This window comes from Pseudomonas sp. SLBN-26, from assembly GCF_006715895.1.
Taxonomy (GTDB): Bacteria; Pseudomonadota; Gammaproteobacteria; order Pseudomonadales; family Pseudomonadaceae; genus Metapseudomonas; species Metapseudomonas otitidis.
This window is the reverse complement of the sequence record NZ_VFOB01000001.1, coordinates 3,077,464-3,089,289: the sequence shown is the minus strand read 5'-3', so window position 1 is coordinate 3,089,289 and position 11,826 is coordinate 3,077,464. Positions and strand designations below refer to the sequence as shown.

The window sequence follows — 11,826 nt, the reverse complement described above, 5'->3', positions numbered from 1 at the left end:
ACCATGCGTGGCGCCTCCCTCCGTCACCCGCAGCCCGGCCCCATCCGTGCGCCTCAGCGCAAGGATGTACCGCGGGGTGCCAGCCGGTTGGTGGCCAAGGAACCGCTGAGCGTCCGGCTGCCCAAGCCGAGCTTCGGTTTCCTGCGTCGGCTGACCTGGCCGGTGATGCTGGTGGTGCTGGGTTTTGGTGCCTACGAGGGTGCGCAACGGCTGTTGCCTTACGCGGACCGGCCGATTGCCAAGGTCAGCGTGCAGGGCGACCTCAGCTACATCAGCCAGCAGGCGGTGCAGCAGCGGATCGCGCCTTACATCGCGGCGAGCTTCTTCAGCATCGATCTCGCCGGCATGCGTCACGAGCTGGAGCAGATGCCCTGGATCGCCCACGCGGAGGTTCGTCGGGTGTGGCCGGACCAGGTGATGATCCGGCTCGACGAGCAACTGCCCATCGCCCGCTGGGGTGATGAGGCACTGCTGAACAACAAGGGCCAGGCGTTCACCCCGCGTGAGCTGGCCCATTACGAACAATTGCCTCAGCTGTGGGGGCCGCAGCGGGCCCAGGAACAGGTGATGCAGCAATACCAGATGCTCAGCCAGATGCTTCGCCCGCTGGGTTTTTCCATCGCCCGGCTGGAGCTTCGCGAACGTGGGAGCTGGTTCCTGTCGACGGGGCAGGGCGTGGAGATACTGCTGGGTAGGGATCACCTTGTGGAAAAGATGCGTCGGTTCATCTCGATCTACGACAAGACGCTGAAAGATCAGATCGCCAACATCGAGCGTGTCGACCTGCGTTACCCCAACGGGCTGGCGGTAGCGTGGCGCACCCCGGTCGAGGCCCCCGCGGCGGCTGTGGCCAGCCGCGCGAATTGAGGAGAAGGTTAGGAACATGGCAAGCGTGCAGAGCGGCAAGATGATCGTCGGCCTGGATATCGGCACCTCCAAGGTGGTGGCGCTGGTGGGCGAGATCGCGGCCGACGGGCAGCTGGAAATCGTGGGCATCGGGACCCATCCGTCCCGCGGGCTGAAGAAAGGCGTGGTGGTGAACATCGAGTCCACCGTGCAATCGATCCAGCGCGCGGTCGAGGAAGCCCAGATGATGGCGGGCTGCCGCATCCACTCCGCCTTCGTCGGTGTGGCGGGCAACCATATCCGCAGCCTGAACTCCCACGGCATCGTCGCGATCCGTGATCGCGAAGTCAGCCCGGCGGACATCGAGCGCGTGCTGGACGCCGCCCAGGCCGTGGCCATCCCTGCCGACCAGCGGGTGCTGCATACCCTGGCGCAGGACTACGTGATCGATAACCAGGAAGGCGTGCGCGAGCCCCTGGGCATGTCCGGTGTGCGCCTGGAAGCCAAGGTGCACGTGGTGACCTGTGCGGTGAATGCGGCGCAGAACATCGAGAAGTGCGTCCGTCGCTGCGGCCTCGAAGTGGACGACATCATCCTCGAGCAACTGGCGTCGGCCTATTCGGTGCTGACCGACGACGAGAAGGAACTGGGCGTGTGCCTGGTGGACATCGGCGGCGGCACCACTGACATCGCGATCTTCACCGAAGGCGCGATCCGCCATACGGCGGTGATCCCGATCGCCGGCGACCAGGTGACCAACGACATCGCCATGGCCCTGCGCACGCCGACCCAGTACGCCGAAGAGATCAAGATCCGTTACGCCTGCGCGCTGGCCAAGCTGGCCGGTGCCGGCGAGACCATCAAGGTTCCCAGCGTGGGTGATCGTCCTCCGCGCGAGCTGTCCCGCCAGGCCTTGGCCGAGGTGGTCGAGCCGCGTTACGACGAGCTGTTCACCCTGATCCAGGCCGAGCTGCGCCGCAGCGGCTACGAGGACCTGATCCCCGCCGGCATCGTGCTGACCGGCGGTACGGCGAAGATGGAAGGGGCGGTCGAACTGGCCGAAGAGATTTTCCACATGCCGGTGCGCCTGGGCGTGCCGCATAGCGTCAAGGGGCTGAGCGACGTGGTGCGCAACCCGATCTACTCCACGGGCGTGGGCTTGCTGATGTACGGTCTGCAGAAGCAGTCCGATGGCCTGTCCCTCTCCGTGGGGAACAGCTTCAGCGACGAACCGAAGGCACCTGTCCTGGAACGTTTCAAGCGCTGGATCCAGGGCAATTTCTGAGTTTGCAGTAGGCGATACAACTAGAAAGGAAGGAGAGGGGAAAATGTTTGAACTCGTAGATAACGTTCCGCAAACAGCGGTCATCAAGGTTATCGGCGTCGGTGGTGGCGGTGGCAACGCCGTGAACCACATGGCCAAGACCAACATCGAAGGCGTGGAATTCATCTGCGCCAACACCGATGCGCAGGCGCTGAAGAACATCGGTGCGCGCACCGTTCTGCAACTCGGCCCGGGCGTCACCAAGGGCCTGGGTGCGGGTGCCAATCCGGAAGTCGGTCGTCAGGCCGCGCTGGAAGACCGCGACCGCATCGCCGAAGTCCTGCAGGGCACCGACATGGTGTTCATCACCACCGGCATGGGTGGCGGTACCGGTACCGGTGCAGCGCCGATCATCGCCGAGGTGGCCAAGGACTTGGGCATCCTGACCGTGGCCGTGGTCACCCGTCCGTTCCCGTTCGAAGGTCGCAAGCGCATGCAGATCGCCGATGAAGGCATCCGCGCGCTGGCCGAGAACGTCGACTCGCTGATCACCATCCCCAACGAGAAGCTGCTGACCATCCTGGGCAAGGATGCGAGCCTGCTGTCGGCCTTCTCCAAGGCGGACGACGTGCTGGCCGGCGCCGTACGTGGCATCTCCGACATCATCAAGCGTCCGGGCATGATCAACGTCGACTTCGCCGACGTGAAGACCGTCATGAGCGAAATGGGCATGGCGATGATGGGCACCGGCTGCGCCAGCGGTCCGAATCGCGCTCGCGAGGCCACCGAGGCGGCCATCCGTAACCCGCTGCTGGATGATGTCAACCTGCAGGGCGCCCGCGGCATCCTGGTCAACATCACCGCCGGTCCGGACCTGTCCCTGGGTGAGTACTCCGACGTGGGCAGCATCATCGAGCAGTTCGCTTCCGAGAACGCCACCGTCAAGGTGGGCACCGTGATCGATCCGGACATGCGCGACGAACTGCACGTCACTGTGGTTGCCACTGGCCTGGGCGCGCGCCTGGAGAAGCCGGTCAAGGTTGTGGACAACACCGTCCAGGCCGCTGCGGCCGTGGCTGCCCCGGCTGCTCCCCAGCGTGCCGAGCAACCGTCGGTCAACTACCGCGACCTGGACCGTCCGACCGTGATGCGCAACCAGTCCCATGGCAACACCGCAGCCGCGGCGAAGCTGAACCCGCAGGATGACCTGGATTACCTGGACATCCCCGCGTTCCTGCGCCGTCAGGCCGATTGATGGAGTCAATCAGCGCTATGTCTGTGATTGGTGTTCAGCAAAGGCCGGTTCTGCTATTATCCCCGGCCATTGTTGAAAACAGTTCGCAACTAGCGCGAAAGCGGCCACAGCCATGATCAAACAACGCACTCTCAAGAACGTCATCCGTGCCACAGGTGTCGGGCTGCACTCCGGGGAAAAGGTCTACCTGACCCTCAAGCCCGCTCCCGTGGACACCGGCATCGTGTTCTGCCGTACCGACCTGGACCCGATGGTCCAGATTGCCGCCTATGCCGAAAATGTTGGCGAGACGACCATGTCTACCAATCTTTTCAACGGCGACGTCAAGGTCGGCACGGTTGAACACCTGCTCTCGGCCATGGCCGGCCTGGGTATCGACAACGCCTACGTCGAACTGTCCGCCGCCGAAGTGCCGATCATGGATGGCAGCGCCGGTCCGTTCGTCTTCCTGATCCAGTCCGCTGGCCTGGAAGAGCAGGACGCACCCAAGCGTTTCATCCGTATCAAGCGTGAAGTGAGTGTGCAGGATGGCGACAAGCGCGCCACCTTCGTTCCCTTCGATGGCTTCAAGGTCACTTTCGAGATCGACTTCGACCACCCGGTGGTCAACGGTCGCACCCAGAAAGCGTCGGTGGACTTCTCCAGCACCACCTTCGTCAAGGAAGTCAGCCGTGCGCGTACCTTCGGTTTCGTGCGCGACCTGGAGTTCCTGCGGTCCCACAACCTGGCACTCGGCGGCAGCGTCGACAACGCCATCGTGGTGGATGAGGACAGCGTGCTGAACGAAGACGGCCTCCGTTACGAGGACGAGTTCGTCAAGCACAAGATCCTCGACGCCATCGGCGACCTGTACCTGCTCGGCAACAGCCTGATCGGCGAGTTCCGTGGCTACAAGTCGGGCCATGCGCTCAACAATCGCCTGCTGCGCGCATTGATCGCCGACAAGGATGCCTGGGAAGTGGTGACCTTCGAGGATGCCAGTACCGCACCGATCTCCTACATGCGCCCGGTAGCGGCCGTGTAAGCAACAATACCTTTCCTTTCTTTGGAGGCCACCCGATGGGTGGCCTCTTTTTTTCCGGATTATTGTCGCCTGGGTAGGAAAGGGTCAGTCCGTCGGACGAGCTCTGGAGGCCAGGCGTTCGAGTGCGGCACGCAGTCGCGGGTCGCTGATGCCTTCGGCCGTGGATTGCAGGCTTTCCGCCGCGTAGGCGGACAACGCAGCGGCCTGAGAGGGGTTGCGCCCAGCGCTTCTGGAAGGTTGCACCTTGAAGATGATTTTCGTTAAGTTCGCGAACTCTTCGAGTGCCTGCAGCTGACGTTGCAGGCGCCGCTGCTGATAACGCAGGCGAGTCGCCCAGTGACCGTCGCTGATGATCAGCAGCAGGCAGCCGTCCCGCCACGATGCCACCCGGCAGTGCTCGCGGGCCGCCGGTTGCAGCTGGCCTTCCAGAACGCGTTGCAGATGGTCGATGCGCTGGGCCTGGTCGAACAGGGCCCTCAGGGGCTTCTCCTCCTTCAGCAAGGCGACGGGGGAACGGGCCGTCAAGGGACGAAAAGACATGGCAGGACGCCTGAAGAATACAGAGCGGGCATGGTAGCAGAAGGCTGCACCAGCGACCCGCCGGATCACATGGGGAAGTCATGCACATCATTTTTTTGAGCCGCGACCGCGGTGCGGCGCGGTCGCTCAGCCTGGACGTTCGCTGGCTGCTGTTGGGCGGCCTGCTGAGCCTCGGGCTGGTGCTCGGCACCGGCGTTGCCCTGGGCTCGTGGATGAACGCGAGCGAGTCGGTATCCGCTGATCCTCGCCTGGCCGATGCGCTCGATGCCCAGCGCAGCGAGATGACCCAGGCTCGCGAGGATGCCCAGCGGCAGCTGGATGCCTTCGCCGCCCACATCGCCGAACTCCAGGCCCGTCTCACCCGGCTCGATGCCCTGGGCGAGCGTGTCGCCGAGCTGGCCGAACTGGATGCCAGCGAATTCGATTTTTCCCTGGGGGTAGGGCAGGGCGGGCCGGAGGATGCACTCGACGCACCGGCCTACCAGCCGCCGCCGTTCATGGAGGTGCTCGACCGGCTCGGTGAGCGGCTGCACAGCCGCGAGCAGCAGCTGGAGGTGCTTGAGCAGCTGCTGGGTGAGCGCCGCCTCAACGACGCTACCAGCCCGGCAGGGCGCCCGGTCCGCCAGGGCTACGTGTCCTCCCCATTCGGTGTACGCAGCGACCCGCTGACGGGTCGGCTCAGCCACCACAAGGGTGTCGACTTCGCCGCCAAGGCCGGCAGCGATGTGCTGGCAGTCGGCGCCGGTGTGGTGACCTGGTCAGGCCGCAAGAGCGGCTACGGCAACCTGGTCGAGATCAGCCATGCCGACGGGTACCGGACCCTCTACGCGCACAACCAGCGCAATCTCGTCGAGGTGGGGGATCTGGTGCAGCGTGGACAGGCCATCGCCAAGGTCGGCAGCAGTGGCCGATCCACCGGCGCACACGTGCATTTCGAGGTCACCCGGGATGGCGAAGTCGTCAATCCGACCCTCTATATAGCGCGTTCCACCGACGCGGAATAACGCCGCTTTTCTCCAGAACGAATCCGAGTAGAATGCCCCCTTCGCATGCAGCCATGAAGGCTGCAAGGGCGACTTCGGGAGCGCCCCCCATCCATATATGTGGAAGATCCTTTCGATATGTTTGCGCCTTTGTTGAAGAAACTCTTTGGAAGCAAGAACGAGCGCGAAGTGAAGCGCATGACCAAGGCTGTTCAGGCAATCAACGCCCTGGAAGAGCAGATGGTCGCGCTGAGCGACGAGCAGCTCAGAGCCAAGACCGAAGAGTTCAAGGCCCGGGTGGCCAAGGGCGAAACCCTGGACCAGATCCTTCCCGAAGCATTTGCTGTCGTTCGTGAAGCGGGCAAGCGTGTGATGGGCATGCGCCACTTCGACGTCCAGCTCATCGGCGGCATGACCCTCCACGAAGGCAAGATCGCCGAGATGCGCACCGGCGAGGGCAAAACCCTGGTGGGCACCCTGCCGGTCTACCTCAACGCCATGTCCTGCAAGGGCGTGCACGTGGTGACGGTGAACGACTACCTCGCCCGCCGCGACGCCAACTGGATGCGCCCGCTGTATGAATTCCTCGGCCTCACCGTCGGCATCGTGATGCCCTTCCAGCCGCCGGAAGAGAAGCGCGCCGCCTACGCCGCCGACATCACCTACGGCACCAACAACGAATTCGGCTTCGACTACCTGCGTGACAATATGGCGTTCAGCCTGGAAGACAAGTTCCAGCGCGAACTGAACTTCGCCGTGATCGACGAAGTGGACTCCATCCTCATCGACGAGGCGCGTACCCCGCTGATCATCTCCGGCCAGGCCGAGGACAGCTCCCGCCTGTACCAGCAGATCAACACCCTGATCCCGCGCCTGAAGAAGCACGTCGAGCCCGAAGAAGGCAACGTCGTCCAGGAAGGTCACTACACCGTCGACGAGAAGACCCGCCAGGTCGAACTCAACGAACAGGGCCACCAGTACATCGAGGAACTGCTCACCCAGGCCGGCCTGCTGGCCGAGGGCGAGAGCCTCTACTCCGCGCACAACCTGGGCCTGCTGACCCACGTCTATGCCGGCCTGCGCGCCCACACCCTGTTCCACCGCAACGTCGAGTACATCGTCCAGGACGGCCAGATCCTGCTGATCGACGAGCACACCGGCCGTACCATGCCCGGCCGTCGCCTGTCCGAGGGCCTGCACCAGGCCATCGAGGCGAAGGAAAACCTGCAGATCCAGGCCGAGAGCCAGACCCTGGCCTCCACCACCTTCCAGAACTACTTCCGCCTCTACAACAAGCTGGCCGGCATGACCGGTACGGCCGACACCGAGGCGTTCGAGTTCCACAGCATCTACGGCCTCGAAGTGGTGGTCATCCCCACCCACCGCCCGATCGCCCGCAAGGACTTCAACGACCTGGTCTACCTGACCCAGGAAGAGAAGTACGCCGCCATCATCACCGATATCAAGGAATGCCAGGCTACCGGCCGGCCGATCCTGGTGGGTACCGCCTCCATCGACAGCTCCGAGTACGTCTCGCAACTGCTGACCAAGGCTGGCATTGAGCACAAGGTGCTGAACGCCAAGTACCACGAGCGTGAGGCCGAGATCATCGCCCAGGCCGGCCGCCCCGGCGCCGTCACCATCGCCACCAACATGGCCGGTCGTGGTACCGACATCCTGCTGGGCGGTAACTGGGAGGTCGAAGTCGCCGCCCTGGAGAACCCCACCGAAGAGCAGGTCGCCCAGATCAAGGCCGAGTGGCAGAAGCGCCACCAGCAAGTGATCGAGGCCGGCGGTCTCCACGTGATCGCCTCCGAGCGCCACGAATCCCGCCGTATCGACAACCAGCTGCGTGGCCGTGCCGGTCGCCAGGGTGACCCGGGTTCCAGCCGCTTCTACCTGTCCCTGGAAGACAACCTGATGCGTATCTTCGCCTCCGACCGGGTGAAGAACTTCATGAAGGCGCTGGGCATGCAACAGGGCGAGGCCATCGAACACCGCATGGTGACCAACGCCATCGAGAAGGCGCAGCGCAAGGTCGAAGGCCGCAACTTCGACATCCGCAAGCAACTGCTCGAATACGACGACGTGGCCAACGAGCAGCGCAAGGTGATCTACCACATGCGCAACAGCCTGCTGGCGGCCGAGGACATCGGCGACACCATCGCCGAGTTCCGCCAGGACGTGCTGGGCCGCACCATCGACGCCCACATCCCGCCGCAATCGTTGCCGGAACAGTGGGACGTGGCCGGTCTGGAAGCGGCGCTCTACAGCGACTTCGGCATCAAGCTGCCGGTCCAGCAGTGGCTCGACGAAGACGACAAGCTGTTCGAAGACACCCTGCGCGAGAAGATCCTCGAGCAACTGGTGGCTGCCTACAACGAGAAGGAAGAACTGGCCGGCGCCGAGGCCCTGCGCTCCTTCGAGAAGCAGATGCTGCTGCGCGTGCTGGACGACCTGTGGAAGGACCACCTGTCCACCATGGATCACTTGCGCCACGGCATCCACCTGCGCGGCTATGCCCAGAAGAACCCGAAGCAGGAATACAAACGCGAGTCCTTTGCCCTGTTCCAGGAGCTGATGGACTCCATCCGCCGCGACACCATCCGCGTCCTCTCCCACGTCCAGGTCCGCCGCGAAGACCCGGCCGAGGAAGAAGCCCGCCTGCGCCGCGAGGCCGAGGAACTGGCCAAGCGCATGCAGTTCCAGCACGCCGAAGCCCCGGGCCTCGACGAGCCTGAAGAGGCGATGGAGGAGGGTGATGTCGCCACCGCTGCCGCCGTGGCGCCGGTTCGCGCCGAGCCCAAGATCGGCCGCAACGAGCCCTGCCCCTGCGGTTCCGGCAAGAAGTACAAGCACTGCCACGGCCAGATCAGCTGACCTGCCCGGCATGACGACAGCGCCGCGACCGGCTTGAGCCGCTCGCGGCGTTTTCACACTGACCCCCTGAACAGCGGCACCCCGCCGCCTGTCCACCTCACGACAAGGAGCGCTTCCATGGCTGTTGGTCTCGGCCCTCTGCCCACCCTCCATCCGGTTCCCGGTTTCGAACTCGGCATCGCCTCTGCCGGCATCAAGCGACCCGGGCGAAAGGATGTGGTGGTGATGCGATGCGCGGAAGGCTCCACTGTCGCCGGTGTGTTCACCCTCAATGCTTTCTGCGCCGCGCCGGTGATCCTGGCTCGCAAGCGCGTTCTCGGCCCGGTGCGCTACCTGCTCACCAACACCGGCAACGCCAACGCCGGCACCGGTGAGCCCGGCCTGGCTGCTGCAGCGCGTACCTGCGCCCGCCTCGCCGAGCTGGCCGGCGTGGATGAAAGCGCCGTGCTGCCGTTCTCCACCGGCGTGATCGGCGAGCCGCTGCCGGTCGAGAAGATCGAAGCCGTGCTGGGCGATGCCCTGGCGGACCTCTCCGAGAACAACTGGGCGGCGGCCGCCACCGGCATCATGACCACCGACACCCTCCCCAAGGGCGCCAGCCGCCAGTTCGTGCACGACGGCGTCACCGTCACCGTCACCGGCATCAGCAAGGGCGCCGGGATGATCAAGCCCAACATGGCCACCATGCTCGGCTACATCGCCACCGACGCGAAGGTCGCCCAGGGCGTCCTGCAGGACCTGCTGCGCGATGCCGCCAACAAGTCCTTCAACCGCATCACCATCGACGGTGACACCTCCACCAACGACTGCTGCATGCTGGTCGCCACCGGCCGCGCCGTGCTGCCGGAGATCACCCAGGCTTCCGGCGAGCTGTTCGCCGCCCTGAAGCAGGCGGTGTTCGACGTGTGCATGGAAGTGGCCCAGGCCATCGTCCGCGACGGCGAAGGCGCCACCAAGTTCGTCACCGTGCAGGTCAATGGCGGTGGCACCCACCAGGAGTGCCTGGACGTGGCCTACGCCGTGGCCCACTCCCCGCTGATCAAGACCGCCCTGTTCGCCTCCGACCCCAACTGGGGCCGCATCCTGGCTGCGGTCGGCCGTGCCGGCGTGCCGAACCTGGACGTGAGCAAGATCGACGTGTTCCTCGGTGACGTCTGCATCGCCAGCAAAGGCGGCCGCGCGTCGACCTACACCGAAGCCCAGGGCGCCGAGGTGATGGCCCGCGAGGAAATCGGTATCCGCATCGAGCTGGGCCGTGGTAACTGCAACGAGACCATCTGGACCACCGACCTGTCCCACGAGTACGTGAAGATCAACGCCGAATACCGTACCTGACAGCCCGGCATTCCCATCGCTCATGCCCCCATGAGCGATGGGAATTGCCAGGCCTCGGCGGCCCCTCTAGGGTGCGTGTTCGGCCCCTGGAGCAGCCCCTGAGGAGAACGTCATGCCCCTGAACCTGGTGATCGGCAACAAGAACTATTCGTCGTGGTCCCTTCGCGCCTGGCTCGCCATCGAGCTGACCGGCGCCGCCTATGGCGAGACCCTCATCCCCCTCTTCCAGCCCGACAGCCGCCAGCGCCTGCTGACCCACTCCCCCACGGGCAAGGTGCCGGTCCTGCTGACCGAGACCCATGGCGCCATCTGGGACTCCCTGTCCATCGGCGAATACCTCGCCGAGCGCTTCCCCGAGGCGGGCCTCTGGCCCCGCGATGTCGCCGCGCGAGCCCTTGCCCGTTCGGTATGCGCCGAGATGCACAGCGGCTTCATGGCTCTGCGCAGCCACATGCCGATGGACATGGCGCGTCGCCAGGCCCTGGACACGGTGCCGGCGGAGGTAGAGGCGGACATCCAGCGGGTCGTGGCGTTGTGGGCAGAGTGCCGTCGCCGCTTCGGCCAGGGCGGGCCCTACCTGTTCGGCCAGCCGAGCCTGGCGGACGCCTTTTTCGCACCGGTGGCGAGCCGGTTGCGCAGTTATGTGGTGGCGCTGCCGGACGAGGCCGCCGCCTATGTCGAAACCCTCTACCAGTGGCCTGCCTTACAGCGTTGGTATCAGGCGGCCCTGGAGGAAGCGGAGAGCAGTGAATGAAGCGAGTACACGTAGCGGCAGCCGTGATCCGTGGCGCCGATGGCCGGGTGCTGATTGCCAAGCGCCCGGAGGAGAAGCACCAGGGCGGCCTGTGGGAGTTCCCCGGCGGCAAGGTCGAAGACGGGGAGGCCGTGGAGGCCGCTCTGGCACGTGAGCTGGAGGAAGAGCTGGGCATCCGTGTCGAAGCCGCCCGCCCGCTGATCCAGATCCACCACGACTACCCGGACAAGCAGGTGCTGCTGGATGTCTGGGAGGTCACCGCCTTCTCCGGCGAGCCCCATGGCGCCGAAGGCCAGCCCCTGGCCTGGGTGGAGTCCCGCGACCTGCCCGACTACGCCTTTCCCGCCGCCAACCAGCCGATCATCGCTGCCGCACGGCTGCCGGACCGCTACCTGATCACCCCGGATGGTCTGGAGCCGGCAGAGTTGCTGGCAGGCGTGCGGCGCGCAGTCGCCGAGGGCGTTCAGCTCATCCAGCTGCGTGCGCCGAACATGTTCGACCCGCAGTACCGCGACCTGGCGGTGGACATCCAGGGGCTCTGCGCGCGCAAGGCCCAGTTGATGCTCAAGGGGCCGCTGGAGTGGCTCGGTGACTTCCCGGCGGCGGGTTGGCACCTGACCGCCGAGCAACTGCGCAAGTACGCCGCCAAGGGGCGCCCGTTCCCCGAAGCGCGCTGGCTGGCCGCGTCCTGCCACAGCGAAGAGGAACTGGAACTGGCGACCCGGATGGGGGTGGACTTCGTCACCCTGTCGCCCGTACAGCCCACCCAGACCCACCCGGATGCGCAGCCCCTGGGCTGGGAGGCCGCGCAATCGATGATCCGCCGCTTCAACAAGCCGGTGTACCTGCTCGGCGGCGTCGGTCCCGATGACCGTGAGCAGGCATGGAAAACCGGCGCCCAGGGCGTGGCGGGCATCCGTGCCTTCTGGCCCTGCCAAGGCTGAA

At 65.2% G+C, this 11,826-nt stretch carries 10 protein-coding genes; 9 read left to right on the top strand and 1 reads right to left on the bottom strand.

Translation table 11 applies throughout. The features are described from left to right. The first annotated feature begins 3 nt into the window (after positions 1-3). From FBY21_RS14145 to lpxC, 4 genes are all read left to right on the top strand, one after another. A complete protein-coding gene (locus tag FBY21_RS14145) occupies positions 4-867 on the top strand; it encodes a cell division protein FtsQ/DivIB (RefSeq protein ID WP_044409547.1) in 864 nt (287 codons plus the stop codon). Between the two features lie 16 nt (positions 868-883). After that, positions 884-2,131, top strand: a complete 1,248-nt coding sequence (gene ftsA, locus FBY21_RS14140; protein ID WP_044409544.1) for a cell division protein FtsA — start codon at positions 884-886, stop codon at positions 2,129-2,131. 43 nt (positions 2,132-2,174) lie between these two features. Further along, positions 2,175-3,365, top strand: coding sequence for a cell division protein FtsZ (gene ftsZ / locus FBY21_RS14135; RefSeq protein WP_044409541.1), 1,191 nt, complete (start codon positions 2,175-2,177; stop codon positions 3,363-3,365). Positions 3,366-3,477: 112 nt separating this feature from the next. Continuing rightward, a complete protein-coding gene (gene lpxC / locus FBY21_RS14130) occupies positions 3,478-4,389 on the top strand; it encodes a UDP-3-O-acyl-N-acetylglucosamine deacetylase (protein ID WP_044409538.1) in 912 nt (303 codons plus the stop codon). An 84-nt stretch (positions 4,390-4,473) separates the two neighbouring features. Here lpxC and FBY21_RS14125 read toward each other — a convergent pair whose 3' ends face one another. Continuing rightward, the gene (locus FBY21_RS14125; RefSeq protein ID WP_142011842.1) at positions 4,474-4,929 is read right to left on the bottom strand and encodes a DciA family protein; all 456 of its coding nucleotides are present in this window, start codon (positions 4,927-4,929) and stop codon (positions 4,474-4,476) included. A gap of 80 nt (positions 4,930-5,009) precedes the next feature. Between FBY21_RS14125 and FBY21_RS14120 the strand changes: the two genes are divergently transcribed. From FBY21_RS14120 to FBY21_RS14100, 5 genes are all read left to right on the top strand, one after another. Next, the gene (locus FBY21_RS14120) at positions 5,010-5,933 is read left to right on the top strand and encodes a M23 family metallopeptidase (protein ID WP_074971594.1); all 924 of its coding nucleotides are present in this window, start codon (positions 5,010-5,012) and stop codon (positions 5,931-5,933) included. A gap of 117 nt (positions 5,934-6,050) precedes the next feature. Next, positions 6,051-8,792 carry a preprotein translocase subunit SecA gene (gene secA / locus FBY21_RS14115; protein ID WP_142011840.1) on the top strand — a complete coding sequence of 914 codons (2,742 nt, stop codon included), beginning with the start codon at positions 6,051-6,053 and terminating at the stop codon, positions 8,790-8,792. Positions 8,793-8,909: 117 nt separating this feature from the next. Then, on the top strand, positions 8,910-10,127 hold the full coding sequence (gene argJ / locus FBY21_RS14110; RefSeq protein WP_142011838.1) for a bifunctional glutamate N-acetyltransferase/amino-acid acetyltransferase ArgJ: 1,218 nt from the start codon (positions 8,910-8,912) through the stop codon (positions 10,125-10,127). Between the two features lie 112 nt (positions 10,128-10,239). Further along, positions 10,240-10,881: a glutathione S-transferase family protein gene (locus FBY21_RS14105; protein WP_142011835.1), complete on the top strand. Its 642-nt coding sequence runs from the start codon at positions 10,240-10,242 to the stop codon at positions 10,879-10,881. Then, positions 10,878-11,825, top strand: coding sequence for a Nudix family hydrolase (locus FBY21_RS14100; protein WP_142011833.1), 948 nt, complete (start codon positions 10,878-10,880; stop codon positions 11,823-11,825). The genes FBY21_RS14105 and FBY21_RS14100 overlap by 4 nt, the downstream gene beginning before the upstream one ends. The last annotated feature ends 1 nt before the right edge of the window (position 11,826 follow it).

Bases quoted from the DNA above. Each gene is read 5' to 3' on its own strand.
- FBY21_RS14145 (WP_044409547.1), top strand. From the start codon at position 4: ATGCGTGGCGCCTCCCTCCGTCACCCGCAGCCCGGCCCCATCCGTGCG.
- ftsA (WP_044409544.1), top strand. From the start codon at position 884: ATGGCAAGCGTGCAGAGCGGCAAGATGATCGTCGGCCTGGATATCGGC.
- ftsZ (WP_044409541.1), top strand. From the start codon at position 2,175: ATGTTTGAACTCGTAGATAACGTTCCGCAAACAGCGGTCATCAAGGTT.
- lpxC (WP_044409538.1), top strand. From the start codon at position 3,478: ATGATCAAACAACGCACTCTCAAGAACGTCATCCGTGCCACAGGTGTC.
- FBY21_RS14125 (WP_142011842.1), bottom strand. From the start codon at position 4,929: ATGTCTTTTCGTCCCTTGACGGCCCGTTCCCCCGTCGCCTTGCTGAAG.
- FBY21_RS14120 (WP_074971594.1), top strand. From the start codon at position 5,010: ATGCACATCATTTTTTTGAGCCGCGACCGCGGTGCGGCGCGGTCGCTC.
- secA (WP_142011840.1), top strand. From the start codon at position 6,051: ATGTTTGCGCCTTTGTTGAAGAAACTCTTTGGAAGCAAGAACGAGCGC.
- argJ (WP_142011838.1), top strand. From the start codon at position 8,910: ATGGCTGTTGGTCTCGGCCCTCTGCCCACCCTCCATCCGGTTCCCGGT.
- FBY21_RS14105 (WP_142011835.1), top strand. From the start codon at position 10,240: ATGCCCCTGAACCTGGTGATCGGCAACAAGAACTATTCGTCGTGGTCC.
- FBY21_RS14100 (WP_142011833.1), top strand. From the start codon at position 10,878: ATGAAGCGAGTACACGTAGCGGCAGCCGTGATCCGTGGCGCCGATGGC.